The sequence below is a fragment of the Psychrobacter sp. DAB_AL32B genome, from assembly GCF_002224105.1.
GTDB lineage: Bacteria > Pseudomonadota > Gammaproteobacteria > Pseudomonadales > Moraxellaceae > Psychrobacter.
The window spans coordinates 21,249-35,337 of the sequence record NZ_NEXU01000083.1; the positions used below are offsets into that span (position 1 = coordinate 21,249).

General features: G+C 42.2%; 10 protein-coding genes and 1 other RNA gene. 8 read left to right on the forward strand and 3 right to left on the reverse strand.

Annotated features, from left to right (window positions below):
- Positions 1-138: 138 nt before the first annotated feature.
- From CAN34_RS10115 to CAN34_RS10135, 5 genes are all read left to right on the forward strand, one after another.
- Positions 139-1,878, forward strand: coding sequence for a glutamine--tRNA ligase/YqeY domain fusion protein (locus tag CAN34_RS10115; RefSeq protein ID WP_089555555.1), 1,740 nt, complete (start codon positions 139-141; stop codon positions 1,876-1,878).
- 215 nt (positions 1,879-2,093) lie between these two features.
- Positions 2,094-3,359, forward strand: coding sequence for a TerD family protein (locus tag CAN34_RS10120; protein ID WP_089555556.1), 1,266 nt, complete (start codon positions 2,094-2,096; stop codon positions 3,357-3,359).
- Positions 3,360-3,660: 301 nt separating this feature from the next.
- On the forward strand, positions 3,661-4,299 hold the full coding sequence (locus CAN34_RS10125; protein WP_079691152.1) for a peroxiredoxin: 639 nt from the start codon (positions 3,661-3,663) through the stop codon (positions 4,297-4,299).
- 248 nt (positions 4,300-4,547) lie between these two features.
- Positions 4,548-5,210 (forward strand): glutathione S-transferase family protein, encoded by a 663-nt coding sequence (locus tag CAN34_RS10130; protein ID WP_089555557.1) that lies wholly within the window; start codon positions 4,548-4,550, stop codon positions 5,208-5,210.
- Between the two features lie 312 nt (positions 5,211-5,522).
- A complete protein-coding gene (locus tag CAN34_RS10135) occupies positions 5,523-6,497 on the forward strand; it encodes an META domain-containing protein (RefSeq protein ID WP_254423161.1) in 975 nt (324 codons plus the stop codon).
- A gap of 114 nt (positions 6,498-6,611) precedes the next feature.
- On the opposite strand, the gene ruvC is transcribed toward CAN34_RS10135, so the two are convergent.
- On the reverse strand, positions 6,612-7,196 hold the full coding sequence (gene ruvC, locus CAN34_RS10140) for a crossover junction endodeoxyribonuclease RuvC (protein ID WP_079691154.1): 585 nt from the start codon (positions 7,194-7,196) through the stop codon (positions 6,612-6,614).
- 153 nt (positions 7,197-7,349) lie between these two features.
- Between ruvC and CAN34_RS10145 the strand changes: the two genes are divergently transcribed.
- Complete coding sequence (locus CAN34_RS10145; protein WP_089555558.1) at positions 7,350-7,979, forward strand: FxsA family protein; 630 nt, start codon at positions 7,350-7,352, stop codon at positions 7,977-7,979.
- A gap of 140 nt (positions 7,980-8,119) precedes the next feature.
- Here CAN34_RS10145 and ssrS read toward each other — a convergent pair.
- Positions 8,120-8,315: non-coding RNA, 6S RNA (gene ssrS / locus CAN34_RS10150), on the reverse strand.
- A gap of 260 nt (positions 8,316-8,575) precedes the next feature.
- On the opposite strand from ssrS, the gene gpmI reads away from it, so the two are divergent.
- Both gpmI and CAN34_RS10160 read left to right on the forward strand, forming a co-directional pair.
- Positions 8,576-10,234, forward strand: a complete 1,659-nt coding sequence (gpmI, locus tag CAN34_RS10155) for a 2,3-bisphosphoglycerate-independent phosphoglycerate mutase (RefSeq protein WP_089555559.1) — start codon at positions 8,576-8,578, stop codon at positions 10,232-10,234.
- 340 nt (positions 10,235-10,574) lie between these two features.
- Positions 10,575-12,122 (forward strand): S41 family peptidase, encoded by a 1,548-nt coding sequence (locus CAN34_RS10160; RefSeq protein WP_089555560.1) that lies wholly within the window; start codon positions 10,575-10,577, stop codon positions 12,120-12,122.
- Between the two features lie 22 nt (positions 12,123-12,144).
- Here the strand turns inward: CAN34_RS10160 and CAN34_RS14625 are convergent, their stop codons facing one another.
- Entirely contained in the window at positions 12,145-13,935 is a 1,791-nt protein-coding gene (locus tag CAN34_RS14625; RefSeq protein ID WP_089555561.1) for a sigma 54-interacting transcriptional regulator, read from the reverse strand.
- Positions 13,936-14,089: the final 154 nt, after the last annotated feature.

Here is a 14,089-nt window from a genome sequence, read left to right on the forward strand (position 1 = left end):
GTTTTTGTAAGCCAGCTTAAATTTAATAGCTAAGGTTGGCTTTGCGATATCGTTTTACTTTACTAAATATTTTGAATTTTCCATGAGGCGTGATGGCACGTCGCATGAATTGACCATTTGCGTTAGGAGCAATGCCCGATGAGTGAGCACTCAAACAACCCTGTACAAAAAGACGAGCAAAAGAATGACTTTATTCGTAATATGATTCGTGAAGATGTTAGCGCGCAAAAATACCAGCAAATTGTCACGCGTTTCCCACCTGAGCCAAACGGCTACTTGCATTTGGGTCACGTAAAATCTATCTGCTTAAACTTTGGTGTGGCTGAAGAGTTTGATGGTATCTGTAACTTGCGTTTTGATGACACCAACCCAACGGCAGAAAAGCAAGACTATATTGATAATATCAAAAATGATGTGAAATGGTTGGGCTTTGAGTGGGCAGGAGAAGCGTACCATGCGTCAGGGTATTTCGACCAACTGCATGCTTGGGCGATTCAGCTTATCAAACAAGGCGATGCTTACGTAGATTTGCAGTCGCCTGAGCAAATCAAAGAAAGTCGTGGTTCATTCAATGAAGCAGGCACAGCGTCACCACATCGTGATGCCAGTGTTGAAGAAAACCTACAACTTTTTGATGATATGAAAAATGGTAAATACGCTGAGGGTAAAGCGATATTGCGCGCCAAGATTGATATGGCAAGCCCAAACATGAATATGCGCGACCCAGTTATCTACCGCGTCATGCATCAAGCGCATCATCAAACGGGTGATAAATGGTGCATTTATCCTATGTATGATTTTGCCCATCCGCTCTCTGATGCGCTCGAAGGTATTACCCATTCGCTATGTACGTTAGAGTTTGAAGACCATCGCCCATTTTATGATTGGGCAGTAGAAAAAGTTGGCTTTGAACAACCGCCGCATCAGTATGAGTTCTCGCGTCTAAATGTTGACCATACTATGACCAGTAAGCGCAAATTAAAGCAACTGGTTGATGAAAACATCGTCAGCGGTTGGGATGATCCACGTATGCCAACGATTGCTGGCATGCGTCGCCGTGGTTATACGCCAGAAGGCTTACGCGATTTTTGTGAGCGCGTAGGTGTGACCAAAGTAGATAGCGTCGTTGACTTTCGTTTATTAGAATTTAGTATTCGTCAGTCATTAGAGACGACGACGGCGCGTGGTATGGCCGTACTCAAGCCATTAAAAGTAACGATTACCAACTTTGCCGAAGCAGTTAGCAGTTGGGAAACTGAAAAGGCGGATAGCGTCAATGCGCGTTTTGACGATGCCACGCAAACCTTATGGTTAACGCAACCAAACCATCCTAACGTCGATATGGGTGAGCGTGAGATTCCTTTCACTCAAACCTTGTATATCGACCAAGGCGATTATGAGATTGAGCCGCCAGCAGGTTATAAGCGTTTATCACCAGAAAAAAATGAGATTCGCCTGCGTAATACCTATGTATTGGCAGTGACTGAGCATGTTTTAGATGACGCTGGCAATGTGGTTGAGCTAAAAGCGACGATTGATTCTGCGACACTAGGCAACAATCCTGAAGGTCGTAAAGTTAAAGGCGTCATTCATTGGGTATCAGCCAGCCAAGGCGTGCCAGCGACGGTACGCATGTATGAGCAGTTATTTAGCACTGAAGACCCAAGTAGCGTCGCTGACGTCCATCAAGCGCTAAATCCCAACTCATTGACTGAGCTGAATGCTGTGGTTGAGCCTTCGCTTGCTAATGCTGAAGCTGGCACGCGTTTTCAGTTTGAGCGTGAAGGCTATTTTATCTCTGATAGTGAAGATCACAGCAGTGATAAGCCAGTCTTTAACCAAATCGTTAGCTTACGTGACAGCTATAAACCCGCTTAATTAATAATATTGTCGGCGCTAATGTTTATTTAAGCTATTACTGAACAATAGTGGTTTGCAAGCTTGCCCATTTCTAGTACGCTAGGGATGGGCTTTTTTGTGGTAAATTAGATGGTGTTCTTATGTTAGATTAAAAATAGCAGCCTATGGATATCTTAGGTTAAGTTTTTGAATAAAAAGCAGTTTTATATAAAATCATCATTAGGATAATAATAATGTTAAATATGATCGCGGGGCAAAAAGCCAAATTTACTGAGATTGGCATTACGCAGCAGTTTACCTTGATTGCAGAGCTAACAGCAGGCGCTACCGTGATAGATGTGGCGTGCTTTGGGCTAGATGGACAGCAAAAACTTGTAAGCGATGATTATATGACTTTTTATAATCAGCCCAAAACGCCTTGTGGCGCTATCAGTTGGCAATCAACCGCGAGTCAGCAGCGCTTTGATATTGATCTCAGTAAATTACCAGATTCCGTAGATTATTTGGTATTGACGGCAACAATCGACGGGCAATCGACGATGCGAGAACTTGGCACTAGTCATGTCATGTTGGAGCAAGCAGGGCAGATACTTGCAAACTATACGTTTGATGGCAGTGCATTTGATAATGAGCGCGCCATTATGCTGTTACAAGTTTATCGTAAAAACGATATTTGGCGTATTAATGCCATTGGACAAGGTTTTAATGGTGGTCTGAGTGCTTTGGTCACTCATTTTGGTGGTGAAGTGGCTGACGATGAAGTAGTAGACAAGCAGTTAGAAGAGAATAAAATCACTCAAACTCAGAGTGATTCTGCCAAAAATCTAAATAGCCCATCACAATCTCAACCTTTTAATCTAAAAAAAGTAACGCTTGATAAACCTGGTAGCGAACATCGAATCAATCTTACCAAAGGTGGCAACGATCACTTAGTGGTAGAAGCCATATGGATAGATAATGGCGATGCCAGTGCTAATAATGATGATTTGGATTTGCGCGTTGGCATACTCGCGCACAACAGCAAGGATATGAGCTATATTCATGCGCCAGAGCAGATTGGCAGTTTAACGGCTATGCCTTATATACAACATCAAGGTGATATCAAGGTTGCCAGTATCAATGAGCCGGGCAAAGAGACGGTTTTGGTCAATCCTGATATCGCTAAATACTACGGCGGCAAAGTCGCATTGGTATTCTCAGTCTATTCTGCGGTATCAAACGGCGCCGTTTCTATTGCCTCACTACAGCCTAAAATGCGCATGAAGTATCAGGATCAAGTGATAGAATGTGTTTTTAATATTAAGGCATCTCCCAAAGCGAAAAGCAGTTTTGTTTATACCTATGTGATCGGTATCGCAATTATCGATGAGGATGGTATAACCTTGCAGCATTCAGGAGAGACCAGCAAACGTGGTAGTGAAGCGACACCTAAGCTCACATGGAAAGGGGATAAAGTGGGGTTAAAAATTGATGGTGCAGCCATGTTTAAGCTGAGCTAATATAAATTGCTGATTACAGTGTATTTATTGATCCATGCTGTAGACTGTTAATATAGTCATAACATAAGCTACTTAATTACTTCTTACTTAATTATTGTACTTAGTCTTCTTAAGCCAAAATGGAATAACTGCATTACAATCCGTCACAAGACATTCATAACCAGTTTGTTAAGATAAAGTGAGTTTTTTACTGATATGCTTGGTAAGAATTTTGATCACTGAGCATGTCTTTGATAATAATAGAGCGCGTCGGTAGTACTTAATAATAGCGCTCATCACAACCATAAATAAGGAATCAAGCATGGCACATTTACGTTTAGGCGATACCGCACCAAACTTCGATGCAACCACCACCGATGGTGATATCAATTTCTACGAATGGGCAGGTGACAATTGGGTGGTTTTCTTCTCACATCCAGCAGACTTTACCCCAGTATGTACCACTGAGCTTGGTCGTGCTGCTGCACTAAATGGCGAGTTTCAAAAGCGTGGCGTGAAGCCAATTTGTATCTCTGTTGATGGTATCGATGATCACCATGCGTGGGCAAAAGACATCGGTGAAACTCAAGGTACTGAGCTGAACTTCCCAATCATCGCTGACCCTAATAAAGAGGTGGCGAATCTTTATGACATGCTACACCCTAATGCAAGCACCACTGCGACGGTTAGAAGTGTCTTTATTATTGACCCTAAGAAGAAAGTGCGCTTAATTCTGACGTATCCAGCCAGCTGTGGTCGTAACTTCGATGAAATCATCCGCGTGATTGACGCTATTCAACTGTCTGATGAGTACAACATCGCAACGCCAGTAGATTGGAAAGATGGTGATGACGTGATCATTCCACCAAGTGTCAAAAATGAAGATATCGCTGCAAATTATCCTAAAGGTCATACAGAAATCAAGCCGTATCTACGTACGACCCCTGCACCTAATAAATAATGAGCCTGAGTGTATGTATTTGATTAAAATATGATTAAGAAAGCCCCATAACATCACGCTGTGGGGCTTTTTGCTATTTAGTTTAGTATCAGAGCGGCAAGCTGAATAAGGCTTTGCTATGATGAGTAGAGTAAGCTATAACTTATATAGAGTATCGATAGTTATCTTCTGTACTCGATAGTGCAACAACCATAATAAAGTGTATCAGCGCTGAGCCGCTTTTTAATTCATATTACAAGGAGTTTGTTATGAAAAAATTATATGTCACCCGTACGGCACCCAATCCACGTAAAGCCCTTATTTTACTAGCATCAAAAGGCATTGATGTGGACGATATAGATGACCTCGATGTAGTAGATATTGATTTTGCTGTCAATGAGCAAATGTCAGAGGCATTTACCAAAATTAACCCCATGCAAACCGTGCCGGTTTTGACATTAGATGATGGTACGGTACTTAATGATTCGCAGGCAGTTTGTGAATATCTCGATCGAGTTTATGGTGAGCGCTCGGTGATGGGCAATGATGTGGTACAGCGTGCACAGGTGTGTTCTATGCGCCGCATCGCTGAGTTTGAGGTATTATATAATTTTATGCTCGCCTTTCAGCATAGCCATCCATCAAAAGCTCAGCGAGTCGAACAAGTACCAGAGTTCGTCGCGCCGTCTATTGCACGCGCTGTTAAAGCATTGCCTTATTTTGAAAACGCCTTAAAAGGTCATAATTACTTAGTTGGCGATCAATTAAGTTTTGCTGATATTGTGCTTTATCTTGGCTTGGATTTTGGCAAAATACTCAAGGTCAATCCTAATGAGCAGGGCGAGAATCTTGCTCGTTTTTATCAGATGATGAATGAGCATTTCAGTATCAAAAATATGGCGAAAGCCAAACCTGCTCATGAGGGCGAATAACGTAATTTTTTAAAGAGCTAGGCATTATAGATAATAAAAAATCTTGAGTAGCGGGTATGATGCTTAGCTACTCAAGATTTTTTTAATACATTTATTTGATCAAAAAACAATCATAGCAGTTACTGTTAATTACTATCAATTTATAAAATTAAACACTTCGTTACACCCATAACAGACACGAGCGTTATAGTGGTCAAACTATTAAGCTATATGAAAAATTATTAAGCTCTATGAAAATAGATATAATCACTCTCTGGATAGATATAGCTACTCTTGGATTGTGAAAAGGTTTAGCCACAAGGTATGACTGTTATGACACCATTTTTTATGACGCCCTCTTTTAAAAAATTGCCTTTTAGATTTGCCTTGTTGCCAAGTATGCTAGCAATAAGTTTAGCATTAGGTGCTTGCCAAGATACTTCTGTTTCAACTGATGAAAATATCAAGGTAGCTGATGCCAATGCTAGTGCCGCAAATGTTGATATAGAGAATGATAGTGTCACGTTAGATAAGGCGGGCGAGATGAGTGCTGAAGAACAGATGATTGCCAACCTTTCAAGTTATCGTTGGACACTGGTATCTGTAACAGATAAAGGTGCTCAGCCATTAAATAGGCTGATGAAAATTAAAGATCAAGTACGCTTGTCATTTAACCAATATCAAGGTCAAAATACTTTAATCTATAGCGTTGGCTGTAATACTATAAGTGCGACATATCAGCTGCAAGAATCTACCTTAACTATCAAAGACAGCATGAGTACCAAAATGTCTTGTGGGAGTCTTGATAAAGCTGAAAACAGTTTAAGTGAGCTGATGCAAGGTGACAGCCAATTAACCTTAGTAACAGATGATCAGTCTAAAGATGAGGGCTCTATGGGCGATAATCCAATGTTGACGCAAGTAACAAGTGATGCTGAGACTTTAATCTGGAAGGGTAGACTGACGTCGCAAGCTAAGTATAACAGTAAAGGTGAGACTGTATTTTGGGCGGTGAACTCTAAGATGGTACCGTGCGAAGACAGTAGCTCACAGATGTGTCTGCAAGTAAAACCTATTACTTATGATGACCAAGGTATTAAAACCAGCGAAGGTGAGTGGGCGGCATTTAAAGGTGAAATAGATGGCTATCAACATGATGGCAAACATGACGAAGTGCTAAGATTACAGCGCTATCAGTTAAATAACAGCGAAACGGTAGAAGACAATACTATAGGCGCTTTAAATGAATCAGATGAAGAGTATGCCTATGTATTAGATGCGGTTATCGAAAGCTCGGTTGTCAAATAGCGCTATCAATAATTTTTATTAAATAGGCGGCATATCTAAACACAGCTATAGCCAAAAAAACACGCGCCATGAGACGCGTGTTTTTTTTGGGGCTGGTTTTTATGACCATGTATTTTAACGCAAATTACCTAAGTCTTCTTCAGTCAAACGCCAGCGTCCTTTTTTCTTCGAGGCACCGCGCCCGCGCATTGAGCTATTGAGTAGTAGTTTGTTCATCGAATGGCTTGAGTGCGCATGACAAATGGCGCAGGCAAGACCGTCTGCCGCATCTTGTTGTGGCACGACGTCTAAAGACAATATGCGACAGACCATTTCCTGTACTTGCTCTTTGGCTGCAGCACCATAACCGCAAACGGCTTGTTTAATTTGGCGTGCGGTATATTCTGATACTTCCAAGTCCAATGCCACCATCGCTGCAATGGCGGCCCCGCGTGCTTGCCCAAGCTTAAGCGCTGAGTCAGGATTCTCTGCCATAAATACTTGTTCAATCGCGGTATAAATGGGCTCGTCCGCATATTTTAAATGATGCTGGGTGATACGCGTCAAGCCATTAAAAATACGCTTAAGGCGTTCAGGCATCTCTTTGGTATCTGTGCGAATAGTACCTGCATCGATATAGGTCAGTTTATCGCCTGTTTGCTGCACGATACCATAACCGGTCATGCGCGAACCCGGATCAATCCCAATTATAATTGCCATAGTATTTCGTTTTGCTCACATTTTATTTTATGGCTTAAAAATTAGCCGTAAGTTTGATAGTATAGCAATCAATCCCCATATACATCATATGTTAGCCATTTTAATTTGCATGGCGCTCAATTTATTGATTTTTATTTTATAGGACGACGCTTTATGGGCCAGATAGTTGGTATTGCCATTGTATGGTTTATTATCGAGATGCTACTGTGGTATTTGCTTGCTCAATTTATGAGTGGCTGGTGGATATTTATGTGGTTTATTGTTGCTGCTGTTATCGGTATCTCACTCATGCGTAAAGGTATGGCGGCTCTCAACCCAATGGCTCAGCAGATGAAAGCTGGCGGTATGATGAACCCCGCGATGCGTCCGCAAGAATCGACTATGATCAAAAGTGTGGCAATGGCAGCAGCGGGTATTTTGCTTCTTATTCCAGGCGTGCTCAGTGATTTGCTGGCGTTACTGGTGGTCTTACCACCGGTGCAAAAGAAACTCAAAGACTTTGCTAATAACTACGTCATGAACAACCAGCAAAAAATGATGGAAATGATGGCCAAGCAGATGGGTGGGCAAATGGGTGCTGGTCAAAATCCGTTTGGCGGTGCTGGTGGCATGGGTGGACAAAACCCATTTGGCGGAGCAGGTGGTATGAATAACCAAAATCCATTTGGTCAGCAACAAAATCCGTTCGGTGATGGGTTTAAACAGCATACAACGGTGGATGGCACTGCCAAAAACATTCCTAAGGATGTGAAGAAAATTACCAAGCCAGCCAATGACGAGTAGTAGATTGATTATAAATTAGGTATGAAGAAATTTTAACATAAAAAAAGCCCCTTTCGTCAATGACAAAAGGGGCTTTTTAGTGGCTATCACTAATTTCCTATTAACCTATTGGCTATAAATAAAATAGTTAATAACCGAATATAACAACCGAAGTGCCGCCGTAAGATGGTGACCCATGAACCGTGAAGTTCAGGGCGGATGCGTCATTACCTCGGCAGGTTTCCTGAGACACCGCAAGCGGTGCAGGCATACACAATGAGGCAATAGGTACCACATCCTGGTAAAGCATTATCGGCTCAGGGAATAAACATCTACTAGCCAACACTTCAGAATACATTTATCTTAACCAATGGTTTGAGTGATTGCAAGTGCGATTTACAGATTGATACGTGTCTTATTGATACGTGCTTTAAGAAAGAGCATCATTAAGATCAGAACTTCACTAAATTTTTAGTCAGATAAAGGCATAAAAAATACCTAATTGGTAGCCTGAAAAGTCGATTTTTCAGCTATTTTGAGATGTGTGTTAAGATAGAGGGCTTTAAACATCCTAATACAGCATTATAGGCGTTCATTCACTTGAGGAGCGGTAATCCATGACCAATATCCAGCAACAATCAGAATTTATCGACGATAATCAGGCTCAGCGCAATAATCAACAAAATAGCGATCAAAATAAAAAAGTGCCGCATGTTTTAATGATATTAGATGGTTTTGGGCATCGTGAAGATGATAAGGATAATGCGATTGCTGCCGCTAATATGCCAAATATGGATAAGATTTATCAAAAATATCCACATGGTTTGATATCCGCATCAGGAGAAGATGTTGGTTTGCCAGATGGTCAGTTTGGTAATTCGGAAGTCGGGCATATGAACTTGGGCGCTGGTCGCGTTCTTTATCAAGATTCTACCCGTATCTCAAGTGAGGTGGCTAATCGTGATTTTTATAAAAACGAAGCCTTAGTGAATGCGGTAAAAGCCGCCAATAAGCTTGGCGGTAATGTTCATATTATGGGATTGCTTTCGGATGGCGGCGTACATTCGCATCAAGACCATATCGAAGCGATGTGCCATTCAGCATTGGTACATGGCGCTAAGAACGTCTTTGTGCATTGCTTCTTAGATGGGCGTGACACCCCGCCTAAGTCTGCTGATAAATATATTAATCGTCTACGCGACCATATCATTAAGCTGAATGCGCATTATGAAAGTGGTCGCGTACAGATTGCCAGTATTATCGGCCGCTACTATGCGATGGATCGTGACAATCGTTGGGATCGAGTACAAAAAGCCTATGAGCTTATCACTGAGGGTAAAGCGGATCGTTTAGCAACCCGAGCTGATGGCGCGGTACAAGCGGCATACAAAGCGCGTGAAACCGATGAGTTTATTAATCCTACTGTGGTAATTGGACGTGACGAGGTGCCATATACCGTTGATGATAATGACGCCCTCATTTTTATGAACTTCCGCGCTGACCGTGCCCGTGAGCTTGCACAAGCCTTTGTATTGCCAGACCATGAGTTCTCTGGATTTGCCCGTCATAAACAGCCAAAGCTTGCGGCGTTTGTGATGCTGACTAAATATTCTGATGTCTTGGCGGATAATCCTAAAACCAGCATTGCTTACTATCCAACCTCATTAACCAATACACTTGGCGAATATTTGCAAGACAAAGGTAAAACCCAGCTGCGTATCGCTGAAACCGAAAAATATGCCCACGTGACTTTTTTCTTTAGTGGTGGCCGTGAAGAAGAGTATAAAGGTGAGACACGTATCTTAGTGCCTTCTCCCGATGTCGCTACTTATGATTTGCAGCCAGAAATGAGCGCCCCTGAAGTAACAGATAAATTAGTGGCGGCTATTGAGTCTGGCAAATATGATGTAGTGGTTGTCAATTATGCCAATGGCGACATGGTTGGACATACCGGTATCTTTGACGCTGCTGTCAAAGCGGTAGAGGCGCTAGATGTCTGCGTTGGTCGCGTAGAGGCAGCAGTACGTGCGGCTGGTGGCGATATGCTTATCACGGCAGATCATGGCAACTGTGAGCAGATGCAAGACTATGAAAGCGGTCAAGTACATACTCAGCACACCACTGAGCACGTTCCATTGATTTACGTTGGTGAGAAAAAACTAAAAGTACGTAGCGGCGGTAAGCTGAGCGATGTCGCACCAACTATTTTGGCATTGATGAATATCGAAGCACCCCCTGAAATGACAGGCGAAAGTTTACTAGTCGCAGCACCTTAGCGCTGCCATGTCAGTATTCGTTGCTATGACAGCTTAGTAAAATATAGTGACGAATGATGAACAAGTAAGGGAGGGATATTTATTATCTCTCCCTTTTTTGACGCTAAATTTTGTCTAACATTTCACTTGTAACTTATCACCTAAGTTACTTGCAATACTATCCTACTTTTAGAGGGTCGCTTGATGCTATCTTATAAGCTATTATCCATTAATAACCATTAATAACCATATAACATAACAATAATGTCGTAAATATTTCGGACGAATTTTTTAGGTGACTCATTTTATGCGTTCTATCAGCCTTATACTTTCATTGATGTCTAAAAGATTAGAGAATCCAATGATGACATTATCTATTCGCTCACATGTATTAAAGCCGACACTTATCGTTGGTCTGCTGGGGCTAAGTGTTGTTAATATACAGGCACAAGCAGCGCTCAACGATACTATTGCTCGACCTACCGCTGGCCCTACGGCAAGTTTACAATTAATCCGTTTAAATACGGATGACGTGCCACTAAACAACGGTGCCGATGATTTATCAGACATCGCTGATATGTTGGAGTCTGCTGATCAAGTTGATGATTCAATAGATAGTATTGCCGATGAAAGTGCGTTAAATAATGAATCAGGTACTTTCAATACTGACATTCCCGCTGAAGTGGCTCAGGTTTCGTTAAATGCTATCTCCCCGGAGACGCTGAAAACTTTTGTGGCGTTGGTCGATTTGGTCCGCCGTGAATACGTTGACACTGTTAATGACGAAGAGTTATTTAACAATGCGATGAGCGGCATGTTGACCAAGCTTGATAGTCATGCTGAATTTCTAGATGCTGAAGCCTATGAAAATCTGCGCGCTTTTACCGAAGGCGATGTCGGAGATATTGGCATTAAGGTAGAGTATCAATCGCAATCAGGCTATTGGGTCATTACCGAGGTAATCGATGACTCACCTGCCGATAAAAAAGGCATTGCGGTTGGCGATTATTTACATCAAGTGGATGAATTTAAGCTTGGCGAAGATGAAGAAACTAATGATATCAATCAACTCTTGACAGGGATTGCAGGCACACAAGTGGATATTGTGACTTCAAAAGCAGGGCGCCGTAAACATACCACGACTTTACAGCGTAATAACAATCATCCTCAAATTGTTGAGACTCGTCTCGTTGATGGTATTGCCATTATTAGATTACCGGCGTTTCAAAACAATAGCCGCGAAAAATTGCTACAAAGCTTAATCGATTTAGAGGCGCCAGTATCAGGTATTTTGTTGGATATGCGTGATAATCCGGGTGGAGTCTTGGCATCCGCTGTGAGCGTCGCCAGCCTGTTTATGAGTGAGACTGATGTGGTGCAAGTAAAAGGTCGTCAAGGTGATTCACGTACTTTATCGACTCAAGGCGTAGCGTTACTCGAACCATTGCCTATGGTGGTTTTACAAAATCGCTATTCAGCCTCAGCAGCAGAGGTATTAGCAAGTAGCTTACAGATGCAAAAGCGCGCCACTATCTTGGGTGAAGTCAGTTATGGCAAAGGATCGGTACAGTCAGTGATACCACTTAATAATGATCAGGCAGTCAAGTTAACGGTTGCCCACTATATGACTGCCTCAGGTAAGAAAATAGAGGGCATTGGGGTAGAGCCTGATGTGGCATTATCGGGTAGTGAGAGTACGTGGGAGCAGCAAGCCCTTGATCTACTACGAAAGAAGGCGCTTGCTTCAGGTATTCGGTTTGTGCGTAAGGGAGCGGTAGAAGACCGCTCTGAGAAAAACAACAACCTTCAAAACAGTAGTATCCAAAGCAGTGTCAACAAGAACAGTACCATTAAAAACAGCGTCATAAATAATGTTATTGAAAAACCGACACCTAAAGATAAACCTTAATTTAACCTTAAAACATGGAGCGCTATTCAGATTGATCTTCAGCAATATCTAGTTTGGTCATACGATAGCGCAGAGATCGAAAAGTCGTCCCTAACAATTCAGCTGCTTGGGTTTTATTCCAGCCTGTTTGCTTAAGCGCTGTGATAATCAGCTGTTTTTCTTGCTCTTGAAGATAGTGCTCTAATCCCTGCGCTGGTAATTGGCCGTCGGCTATACCTTTTGTATCTGTGGATTGATTGAATCCTTCGCCGTCATCATGCTGCTTGCTTAATGACTCTTGTGTCTGTTGACCTATTAAGTTATCGGTCGATCCTACGGTGTTTACCGCTGAGGGTTGATTGATTGAAGAGGACGTTGAAGGGATTGCTGAAGGCGTCATTGAAGAATAATGCTGGGTAATCGTACGGTAGGGGTGTAGATTAGTCGTTGCCTGCAGAGACGTTGTTTGCTGAGCACTTTTCTCTGCTGTAGACTGAGATTGGTGATCAGTGTTTTCTTCTGTATTTTCCTTCAACGATTCGGCTGGGTTTCTCTCATCGATATTTTGATTTGAGCCGCGAGAGATAGTGGCATGATTCGCGCTTATATTTTGGCTTTGTGGTGCTATGTTATTTTGATGTATCTCGACTTCTTGATGCACATCAAAATCAGATAGACCGAGGTGGCTGGCATCAATCGTTGATGTTTCAGCCAATGTCACGGCACGTTCAAGTACATTGCGCAGCTCACGAACATTACCAGCGAAATTATGCTGTTGTAAGCGCTTGCAAGCATCTGCTGTTAGCAATGGTGGCGATTCTAATTGCCATTCTTCAGCAATCAGTGCCAAAAAATGCTTGGCTAATACTGGTATGTCATCACGCCGCGCGTTAAGTGTCGGTAGTTTAAGCTCAATCACATTGATGCGGTAATATAAATCCTGTCGAAACATCCCTGCCTGTACGAGTTGATTCAAATCTTTATGCGTTGCCGATAAGATGCGAATATCGACTGGCAGTTCTTTGGTATCACCAATCGCGCGAACCGTCTTCTCTTGAATGGCACGCAGTAATTTAACTTGCATCGCTAAAGGCAAGTCTGCTACTTCATCTAAAAATAAAGTACCGCCATTAGCCTGCTGAAATAATCCTTGCTTGTCAGCAACAGCACCGGTGAAACTGCCTTTTTTGTGACCAAAAAACTCTGATTCCATCAGCTCTGAAGGTATCGCTCCGCAGTTAACAGGCACAAAACTGCCATCTCGACGCGGGCTTAAGTCATGAATCAATCTAGCAACGACTTCTTTACCGGTACCTGAAGCACCAGATAAAAATACCGGCGCTTGTGAGCGAGCCAATTTTAAAATAGTGTTTTTTAAAGGATGCATCACGGCTGAATTACCAATCAGACGATCATCTAACATCTGCTGTTCAGGTGAGCGCTGAGGCGTAGATTTTGCGGTATTGTCTTGCTGGATAACCTTTAGAGCGTTTTCAACCAACTGACGTAAACGTGGTAGCTCAAGGGGTTTATTCACGAAATCAAAAGCACCAAGTTTTAGCGCTTCAATCGCTAAATCCATACTGCCATGTGCGGTGATGACAGCGATAGGCTTACTAGAGCTGGCACTGATATGTTTGACCAACTCTAACCCTGAGCCATCAGGTAATTTTAAATCAGTTAAGCAAAAATCATAGTCATTTTCCTGCCAGTATGATTTTGCCTGTGACAAAGTATAGGCGACATCACTTTTGATACCCATCTTAGTCAGCGTAATTTGCATCAATCGGCATAAATCTACTTCATCATCAACGACTAGCGCGGTGGTTGTCATACATTATCTCATTGTGTTCAAGTACTACAAAAGTATTAAAAAATAATCCTATAACGATTTATAGAGGGTAAATAATGGCGTTTATCGCAGGCATATGGTTTTGGGTGTCAAATATAAATAGTTCTAATCTATCCGCTTTTAACCAAAGGCTTTT

Bases quoted from the DNA above. Each gene is read 5' to 3' on its own strand.
- CAN34_RS10115 (WP_089555555.1), top strand. From the start codon at position 139: ATGAGTGAGCACTCAAACAACCCTGTACAAAAAGACGAGCAAAAGAAT.
- CAN34_RS10120 (WP_089555556.1), top strand. From the start codon at position 2,094: ATGTTAAATATGATCGCGGGGCAAAAAGCCAAATTTACTGAGATTGGC.
- CAN34_RS10125 (WP_079691152.1), top strand. From the start codon at position 3,661: ATGGCACATTTACGTTTAGGCGATACCGCACCAAACTTCGATGCAACC.
- CAN34_RS10130 (WP_089555557.1), top strand. From the start codon at position 4,548: ATGAAAAAATTATATGTCACCCGTACGGCACCCAATCCACGTAAAGCC.
- CAN34_RS10135 (WP_254423161.1), top strand. From the start codon at position 5,523: ATGACACCATTTTTTATGACGCCCTCTTTTAAAAAATTGCCTTTTAGA.
- ruvC (WP_079691154.1), bottom strand. From the start codon at position 7,196: ATGGCAATTATAATTGGGATTGATCCGGGTTCGCGCATGACCGGTTAT.
- CAN34_RS10145 (WP_089555558.1), top strand. From the start codon at position 7,350: ATGGGCCAGATAGTTGGTATTGCCATTGTATGGTTTATTATCGAGATG.
- gpmI (WP_089555559.1), top strand. From the start codon at position 8,576: ATGACCAATATCCAGCAACAATCAGAATTTATCGACGATAATCAGGCT.
- CAN34_RS10160 (WP_089555560.1), top strand. From the start codon at position 10,575: ATGATGACATTATCTATTCGCTCACATGTATTAAAGCCGACACTTATC.
- CAN34_RS14625 (WP_089555561.1), bottom strand. From the start codon at position 13,935: ATGACAACCACCGCGCTAGTCGTTGATGATGAAGTAGATTTATGCCGA.